Raw genomic sequence first — 7982 nt, 5'->3', positions numbered from 1 at the left:
CGCGCACCCAGTCCTCGCCCCCGTAGCCGGGGTAGGCGGCGACGCTCGCGCGCTGGCCGCGTGCGCGAGCGCGCCGCTCGCGCCACGCGTGGAACCGTCGTTCGAGTCGCGCCAGCCACAGCACTTTGCCGCGGGATGGCGGAAGCTCGGGCGGAGGCTCAGCGGGCATCGACTCTGCTTTCAGTGGCGCTGCCGCGCCGTGGGACAAGAAAGTCCGCCCAGCGAGGCGAGACTTTCGCATCAGCTCTTCAGTGGCGCTGCCGCGCCGTGGGACAAGAAAGTCCGCCCAGCGAGGCGAGACTTTCGCATCAGCTTTTCAGTGGCGCTGCCGCGCCGTGGGGGCGAGAAAGCCTGGCACATGTTGCGAGACTTTCGCATCAGTCTTCCACGTCGGGGGAGGGCCGGTGTTCGGGGCCGGCGGCATCCGCTCGCATGTGCCGCGCTTCGCGCGCGACGATGACCCGCTTGACGAGATATGCAATGAGGACGAAGACGGCGATGACCGCGACGAACAGGTACCCGGCGAAGTGCAGGCGGTCGGCGAGTTCGCGGTAGGTGCCCGCCGCCGCAGCGGCGACGCTGACGTAGGCGATTGCCCATACGGCGCAGGCGGGGGCGGTCCACGCGAGGAATCGTCGGTAGCCGAAACCGCTCATCCCCACCGTCAGCGGCACGAGCGAGTGCAGCACCGGCAGAAAGCGTGAGAGAAAGACCGCCGGTCCGCCGCGTCGCCTCAGGTAGAGCTCGGCACGTGCCCAGTTGTGCTCGCCGACGCGGACGCCGAGCTTCGAGAACCGGATGCGGGGACCCAACCATCGGCCGAGCCCGAAACCGATGCTCTCTCCGATCAGCGCCCCGACGACCACCACGACGATGAGGAGAATCGCCTCGGGGACCGACCCGACAGCGGTCGCCGCGACGATGACGACGGTGTCGCCGGGCACGACGAGTCCCACGAGCACGCTGGTCTCGAGCAGGATCGCAACCCCCGCCAGGAGCGTGCGCACGACCGGGTCCACGCTCTGCACGGCATCGAGCAGCCACGACAGGAACTCGTTCACGCTGACAGCCTAGGTCTGCCCCCTGAGCCTGGTCTGCCCCTTAGCCTGAAGGGGTGTCGACCCGCCCTCTCGCCGCTGCGATCGCGTGGATCGATCCCGCAACGCTGTTCGCTCGTGGCCCGGCCCGCCTGCCGCACGCGTTCTGGCTGGACGCGGGGCCGGATGCCGCCGCGGGCTGGAGCTGGCTCGGTGCGGGCACGCCGGTCGCAGAAGTGCCCCGAGACCTTGTGCTCGACCTGCGAGCGGAGGCACCTGACACCCCGGGCGCGTTCGCCGGCGGTCACGTCGGCTGGTTCGGCTACGACGCCGCCGCAGCACGCGCCGGTGCACCGACCACCGCAGACCGGACGGACGGGCCGCAGGAGGCATGGTTGCGCGTGCGACGGCTCGTCGCATTCGACCACGCGGCCCGCCGGGCATGGGTGATTGCCGAGACCGACGACCTCGATGAGGCCGCCGCCGAGGTCGACGCCTGGCGTGAATCACCCGCGTACGTGCCGGAGTACGAGCCGCCCGCGGTGCCGGATGCCGAGGCATCCGCCCGCGACTCTCCCGCCCACTACCGAGAGCTCATCGAAAGGTGCCGCGACGCGATCCGCGCCGGGGACGCCTACCAGCTGTGCCTCACGACGCGGTTCGCCGTGACGGCATCTGCCCCCCTGGATCCTGTCGCCGTCTACCTGCGTCTGCGCGCGGAGTTGCCCGCGCCGCGCGGCGGGCTGATCCGTGTCGGCGAACACGCACTCCTCAGCGCGAGCCCGGAACGGTTCCTTCAGGTGTGCGGCGGGTTCGTGCGAACCCGTCCGATCAAGGGCACGCGTCCCCGCGGCGCGACGCCATCGGAGGACGACGCGTTGGCGCGGGAGCTGCACGACAGCGTCAAGGAGCGGGCCGAGAACGTCATGATCGTCGATCTCATGCGCAACGACCTGCAGCGCATATGTCTGCCGGGCAGCGTCTCGGTCGAGCGCCTGCTCGAGGTGGAGTCCTACTCGGCGGTGCATCAACTGGTCAGCACCGTCGCCGGGCGCCTGCGGCCCGGCACGACCTTCGGCCGACTGCTCGACGCCGCCCTTCCCGCCGGCAGCATGACCGGCGCGCCCAAGCTGTCGGCGATGGCCATTCTCCACGGTCTCGAGAGCGGCGCGCGGGGCGTGTTCGCGGGCTGCTTCGGCTGGCTCGGCGACGACGGACGCGCCGATCTGGCAATGATCATCCGCTCGATCGTCGTCCATCCCGGCGGTGCGTATGTCGGGGCCGGCGGCGGTATCACCTATCTGTCGGACGCCGACGAGGAGTGGGCCGAAGTCGCTCTGAAGGTGCGTGGACCCCTGCACGCCCTCGGCGCGGCCCTGCCGGCACCGTGGTCGGATTGATCCGTCCGGCTGCCGGTGGCGCGGTCCGGTAATCTGGATAGACGCGTTCGCGCGTTCCCGAACATCACGAATAGGTGACTTGTGTCCATGACCTCCTCCACGTCGACGATCAGCGCGCCCGCCGACGGCTACGACCCGTACGCCATCCAGCAGAAGTGGCAGGAGCGCTGGCGCGCCGCCGACCCCTTCCGTGCCGGTGGCGCGGAGGACACCCGGCCGCGCAAGTACGTGCTCGGGATGTTCCCGTACCCGTCCGGTGACCTGCACATGGGGCACGCCGAGAACTACGCGTACGTCGACGTCGTCGCCCGCTTCTGGCGGCACCGCGGCTACAACGTCCTGAACCCGATCGGCTGGGACTCCTTCGGCCTCCCCGCCGAGAACGCGGCCATCAAGGGCGGGGCCGGGTCCGATCCGCGGGAGTGGACCTACCACAACATCGACCAGCACAAGAAGAGCTTCCGCGAGTTCGGATCCTCCTACGACTGGAGCCGGGTGCTCCACACGAGCGACCCGGAGTACTACCGCTGGAACCAGTGGCTCTTCCAGCGGCTGTACGAGCGGGGGCTCGCCTACCGCAAGGACGCCGTGGTCAACTGGGATCCGGTGGATCAGACGGTCCTCGCCAACGAGCAGGTGCTCCCCGACGGCACCTCCGAGCGCAGCGGCGCCGTCGTCGTCAAGAAGAAGCTCACCCAGTGGTTCTTCCGGATCACCGACTACGCCGACCGGTTGCTCGACGACCTCAACCAGCTCGAGGGATTCTGGCCGCAGAAGGTGCTGCGCATGCAGCGCAACTGGATCGGCCGCTCGGTCGGCGCCGACATCGACTTCGAGGTCGAGGGCAGGGCCGAGAGGGTCACGGTGTTCTCGACCCGCCCCGATACGCTCCACGGCGCGACGTTCTTCGTGGTCGCCCCCGAGAGCGACCTCGCGGCGGAGCTCGCCGCCGGCGCTTCGGCCGAGGTGCGGATGCGGTTCCAGGACTACCTCGACCGCGTCTCGCGTGCCAGCGAGATCGAGCGGCAGAGCACCGACCGCCCGAAGACCGGCGTGTTCCTGGAGCGCTACGCGATCAACCCGGTCAATGGGGAGCGGCTGCCGGTCTGGGCCGCCGACTACGTGCTGGCCGACTACGGCCACGGCGCCGTCATGGCGGTGCCGGCGCACGACCAGCGTGACCTCGATTTCGCGCGCGCGTTCGACCTGCCCGTCAAGGTCGTCGTCGACACGACGGCGCCCGTCACCGGTGCGATCCCCGTCATCGAGCTGGATGCCGACGGGGTTCCGATCGATCCCGGTGCCGACCCGGCATCCCTCGCCGAGATCGACCCGGCACGCACCGGAATCGCGCTCGCCGGTGAGGGGCGACTGATCAACTCCGGTCCGCTCGACGGGCTGAGCAAGCGCACCGCGATCGCGCGGGTCATCGAGCAGCTCGAGGCGGCGGGCACCGGCCGCGCCGCGAAGTCGTACCGGCTGCGCGACTGGCTCATCTCGCGGCAGCGGTTCTGGGGCACCCCGATCCCCGTCGTGCACACCGAGGACGGGCGCATCGTGCCGGTTCCCGACGATCAGCTCCCCGTGATGCTGCCCGACGCGCAGGGACTCGACCTCGCGCCGAAGGGCACGTCGCCCCTCGGCGGCGCGACCGAGTGGCTGCAGACGACCGACCCCGAGACGGGGGAGCCGGCGCTGCGTGATCCCGACACGATGGACACGTTCGTCGACAGTTCGTGGTATTTCCTGCGGTTTCTGAACCCGGGAGACGCGAAACAGCCGTTCTCGCCCGCCGAGGCGTACCGCTGGGCGCCGGTGGATTCGTACATCGGTGGCGTCGAGCACGCGATCCTGCACCTGCTGTACGCACGCTTCATCACGAAGGTCCTCTTCGACATGGGCCTGATCGACTTCACCGAGCCGTTCTCGAGCCTCATCAACCAGGGGATGGTGCTCCTGGATGGCTCGAAGATGTCCAAGAGCAAGGGAAACCTGGTCGAGTTCGCCTCAAGCATGATCGACCCCGGCGCGGATGCCGTGCGCACCGCGATCGTCTTCGCCGGCCCGGTCGAGGACGACATCAGCTGGGAGGACGTCTCCACGACGGGTGCGCAGAAGTTCCTCGCCCGCGCGTGGCGCATCGCCCGCGAGGTCACGAGTGCGCCGGACGTGAAGTGGGCGGACGGCGACGAGAGCCTGCGCCGCGTCACTCACCGGCTGTGGGCGGATGCGCCGTCGCTCATCGAGCAGACGAAGTTCAACGTCGTCGTCGCGCGCCTCATGGAGCTCGTCAATGCGACGCGCAAGACGATCGACGGGCCCGCAGGGGCCGGCGACCCCGCCGTGCGCGAGGCGGCCGAGGCGATCGCGATGGTCCTCGACCTGTTCGCTCCGCACACCGCCGAAGAGATGTGGGAGGCGCTCGGCTACGAGCCCTTCGTCGGGCTGGTGCCATGGCGCCAGCCGGACCCCACCCTCCTCGTGGAAGAGTCTGTGACGGCGGTCGTGCAGATCGACGGCAAAGTGCGTGGCACCCTGACGGTACCGGCACGGATCTCCGCAGACGCGCTCGAAGCCCTCGCCCGTGCGGACGAGAAGATCCTGCGCTCGCTCGCCGGTCGCGAGATCACCCGCGCGGTCGTGCGTGCACCGAAGGTCGTGAGCTTCACGACGGCGTAGCTCTCAGCCGCCGTGCGTCGCCCTCCCGGCGTCCCCGTCGTCACGGTCGGCGACCTGGCTGACCCAGTCGTCGATGACCCGTCCGGCGAGTCCGATGTTGCCGATCTGGCAGTGATTCGAGGCTTGATCGACCCCTGGTGAACACGCGGGTGGTGACGGAGCGTGCAGCGGTGAGCGTCGCCGCCTGGCGGGCGAGCATCGCGGTGGGGATGTAGTGGTCGTCGGCGCCGGCGAGCAGGAGCACGTCGGCGGCGACCCGCGGTGAGTATCGTGCCGTGCGCACGCGCCAGGCGGTGCGCAGGAATTCGTAGGCGCCGCGCGTGCCGGTGATGCGCATCCCCTGCGGCAGCGCCCGGTCGACGAGCGGTCGCTGCCGACGTGCGAGTGCGGCGAGACCGTTCACGAATGGTCGCGCACGCAGCGTCATGAGCGCGCGCAGCATCGGCGCACCGCGGCCTACCATACGGGTGGCCGCGTCGAACTCGCTGTCGCACACGTCGAACGCCACAGCACCGATGATCCGGGGCTCGAGGGCCGCCGCGCGAATGACCAGCGCGCCGCCGAGCGAAATGCCGACCGCGACCGCCGGATCGATCTTGAAGTGATCGAGAACCGCCGAGACGGGACGCTCCCACTCCGGGGTCAGCGTGAGCCCGTGGTCCTCGAGGGCACCGCCTTGGCCGGGTCCATCGAAAGCGATCACCCGCCGGCCACGCGCCACGAACGCGGCGAAGAGCGGGAAGAACTCCTCGATGTAGCTGTCGAAGCCGCCGAACACGACCAGCGGCAGACCTCGGGGATGCGCCGGCGCCAGGTCGTAGGCCGGCATCGAGCCGGATGAGAACGGCACGGTCTCGGGCCGGGCGTCATAGGCCTTCTGCAGGGCGGACACGAAGCGCCGTCGCGTCGGCGCCGCGCGGGGGTCGTCGGTCGCCATGAAGAACTCCGCACCGCGAGCGAAATAGGCGGCAGGAAGGGCGCGGCCCGCAGCCGCGGCACGGTCGGCCAGTCCGAGGAAACCCGAGACCCACGCCTCGTAGCCGCCGTTCGCCCCGACGCGGCGCGCGAGGTCGGCGATCTCGTCGATGGCGGAGAGGCCGATCCATTGCAGCCAGCGGTTGCACTGGAAGTCGATGCTGATGTCCGAGGTGAAGCGGTGGAAGCCGACCGGACTCGACGTCCCGTCCAGATCGATGCGGTCGTCGATGCGCATGCTGTGTCCCCGTCCTCGGCGAGTCGTGGCCGTTCCTTGATACTAACGCAAGTCAACCTGCGTTATCATCGAGGAATGTCATCGTCTCCGTCGCACCGTCGCGGCGAGCACGTGCGACGCAGGGTTCTCGCCGCGGCCTTCGACGAACTCGTCGCCCGGGGTGCCGAAGACGCCAGCGTCGCGCGCATCGCGCAGCGCGCGGGTGTGCACGAGACGACCGTGTACCGTCGATGGGCGACGCGGGAACAGCTCATCCTCGATGCCGTGCTCGAGCGAAGCACTGCGGCCGTCCCTCCGCCGAACACGGGATCGACGCGGGAAGACCTGCGCGAGGTCCTGCGCAGCGTCGTCGCGTACTTCCACGCTCCGGCCGGGCGGGTGCTGCTGGGCACGGGAGTACTCCGCGAGGAGTTCGCCGAGCACCGGCACAGCTTCTGGAACGAGCGGATGAGCGCACTCCGTCCCGTGGTCGAGCGTGGCATCGAACGGGGAGACCTCCGCGCCGACGTCGACCCCGCGCTCATCCTGGAGGCGCTCGTCGCGCCCGTACACATCAGGTTGCTCCTCACCGGAGAACCCATCGGCGAGCCGGTCGTCGACACCATCGTCGGCCTCGTGCTCGACGGCGCACGTCCTCGAACCTGAGGAGCGGCTGCGATCACGCTCGCCGACCGGAGCTCGGCCGTCGAGGGAGCCATCGCCTCCTCCACAGGCGATGAGTTCAGGCGGTCATCCACCGATCGAGCCCCACGCGCTCCACGCGCCGGTGCGACCTGTCACGGTGTCGGTGTGAGCTCACCCACCGCCGACTCCACTGCCACGGCCGCGTCACATGCGGCGCGGCGAAGACTGGGCGTCGGCGCCGTCGTTGTGCTCGTGATCGTGATTGCGGCGCTCGCGGTGCTCATCGGCATGATCCGGGGCACTGCGGAGCAGGGTGAGGCAGTCACCGTCGCCGTGGATGACGCCCGCCCGCCGATCGTGTACGTGCACGTCTTCGGGGCTGTCGCGAGCCCCGGACTGTACCGGCTCGAGGAGGGCGCACGGGTCGTCGATGTGATCGCGGCGGCCGGGGGTCTCATCGCCGAAGCGGACGAGACGGCGATCAACCTCGCCCGGCCGCTGGCGGACGGCGAACAGTTGCGGGTCCCAGCGGTGGGTGAAGAGCCGGCCGCGGCCGAAGCAACGGACCCCGGCGATGGCCGCGTCAACCTCAACACCGCCGATATCCCGGCACTCGATACGCTGCCACGCGTCGGACCCGCCATCGCACAGCGCATCATCGACTGGCGCGAGACCAACGGTGCGTTCACGAGCGTCGAGGACCTGCTGTCGGTGCCGGGCATCGGGGAGAAGATGCTCGCGGGCCTTCGCGACCTCGTCACGGTGTGATCCGTGGCCACGAGCGGCAGGCGCATCCGTCGCCGCGACGCACGCCTCGTGCCCGTCGCGGCGGCGGCGTGGCTGGCTGCATCCGGCGCAACCACGTACCCCGCAACGGTCGGTGCAGCGACGCTGATCCTCTGGGTCGCCACCATGATCGCCGTGATCGTCACCATGTGCGCGCGGCGTCGGACCGTGCCAGGCCTTGCCGCTGTGGCATTGGCCTGCGCCGCCGCCGTCTGCACGCATGTCGCCGCCGCCGAACCGCCG

6 protein-coding genes and 1 pseudogene are annotated in these 7982 nt (G+C 69.9%); 5 read left to right on the top strand and 2 right to left on the bottom strand.

The window, feature by feature from the left end; all coding sequences use genetic code 11:
- Positions 1–377: 377 nt before the first annotated feature.
- Positions 378–1061: a DedA family protein gene (locus WBP48_RS07310; protein ID WP_424438280.1), complete on the bottom strand. Its 684-nt coding sequence runs from the start codon at positions 1059–1061 to the stop codon at positions 378–380.
- A 53-nt stretch (positions 1062–1114) separates the two neighbouring features.
- On the opposite strand from WBP48_RS07310, the gene pabB reads away from it, so the two are divergent.
- Together pabB and leuS are read left to right on the top strand one after the other, a co-directional pair.
- Complete coding sequence (pabB, locus tag WBP48_RS07305) at positions 1115–2437, top strand: aminodeoxychorismate synthase component I (RefSeq protein ID WP_424438277.1); 1323 nt, start codon at positions 1115–1117, stop codon at positions 2435–2437.
- 87 nt (positions 2438–2524) lie between these two features.
- A complete protein-coding gene (gene leuS / locus WBP48_RS07300; RefSeq protein ID WP_424438274.1) occupies positions 2525–5116 on the top strand; it encodes a leucine--tRNA ligase in 2592 nt (863 codons plus the stop codon).
- Positions 5117–5156: 40 nt separating this feature from the next.
- Here leuS and WBP48_RS07295 read toward each other — a convergent pair whose 3' ends face one another.
- On the bottom strand, positions 5157–6329 hold the full coding sequence (locus tag WBP48_RS07295) for an alpha/beta fold hydrolase (protein WP_424438271.1): 1173 nt from the start codon (positions 6327–6329) through the stop codon (positions 5157–5159).
- Positions 6330–6404: 75 nt separating this feature from the next.
- On the opposite strand from WBP48_RS07295, the gene WBP48_RS07290 reads away from it, so the two are divergent.
- From WBP48_RS07290 to WBP48_RS07280, 3 genes and pseudogenes are all read left to right on the top strand, one after another.
- The gene (locus tag WBP48_RS07290) at positions 6405–6974 is read left to right on the top strand and encodes a TetR/AcrR family transcriptional regulator (protein ID WP_424438268.1); all 570 of its coding nucleotides are present in this window, start codon (positions 6405–6407) and stop codon (positions 6972–6974) included.
- 144 nt (positions 6975–7118) lie between these two features.
- On the top strand, positions 7119–7721 hold the full coding sequence (locus WBP48_RS07285) for a helix-hairpin-helix domain-containing protein (protein WP_424438265.1): 603 nt from the start codon (positions 7119–7121) through the stop codon (positions 7719–7721).
- A gap of 3 nt (positions 7722–7724) precedes the next feature.
- Positions 7725–7982 (top strand): annotated as a pseudogene (locus WBP48_RS07280) (ComEC/Rec2 family competence protein); the annotation flags it as partial.

It is taken from the genome of Microbacterium sp., from assembly GCF_049661145.1.
Taxonomy (GTDB): Bacteria; Actinomycetota; Actinomycetes; order Actinomycetales; family Microbacteriaceae; genus Microbacterium.
This window is presented reverse-complemented; position numbering and strand designations above follow the sequence as displayed.

What these genes read in the sequence shown, in the direction of transcription:
- leuS (WP_424438274.1), top strand. Translation starts at nt 2,525, where the DNA reads ATGACCTCCTCCACGTCGACGATCAGCGCGCCCGCCGACGGCTACGAC.
- WBP48_RS07290 (WP_424438268.1), top strand. Translation starts at nt 6,405, where the DNA reads ATGTCATCGTCTCCGTCGCACCGTCGCGGCGAGCACGTGCGACGCAGG.
- WBP48_RS07295 (WP_424438271.1), bottom strand. Translation starts at nt 6,329, where the DNA reads ATGCGCATCGACGACCGCATCGATCTGGACGGGACGTCGAGTCCGGTC.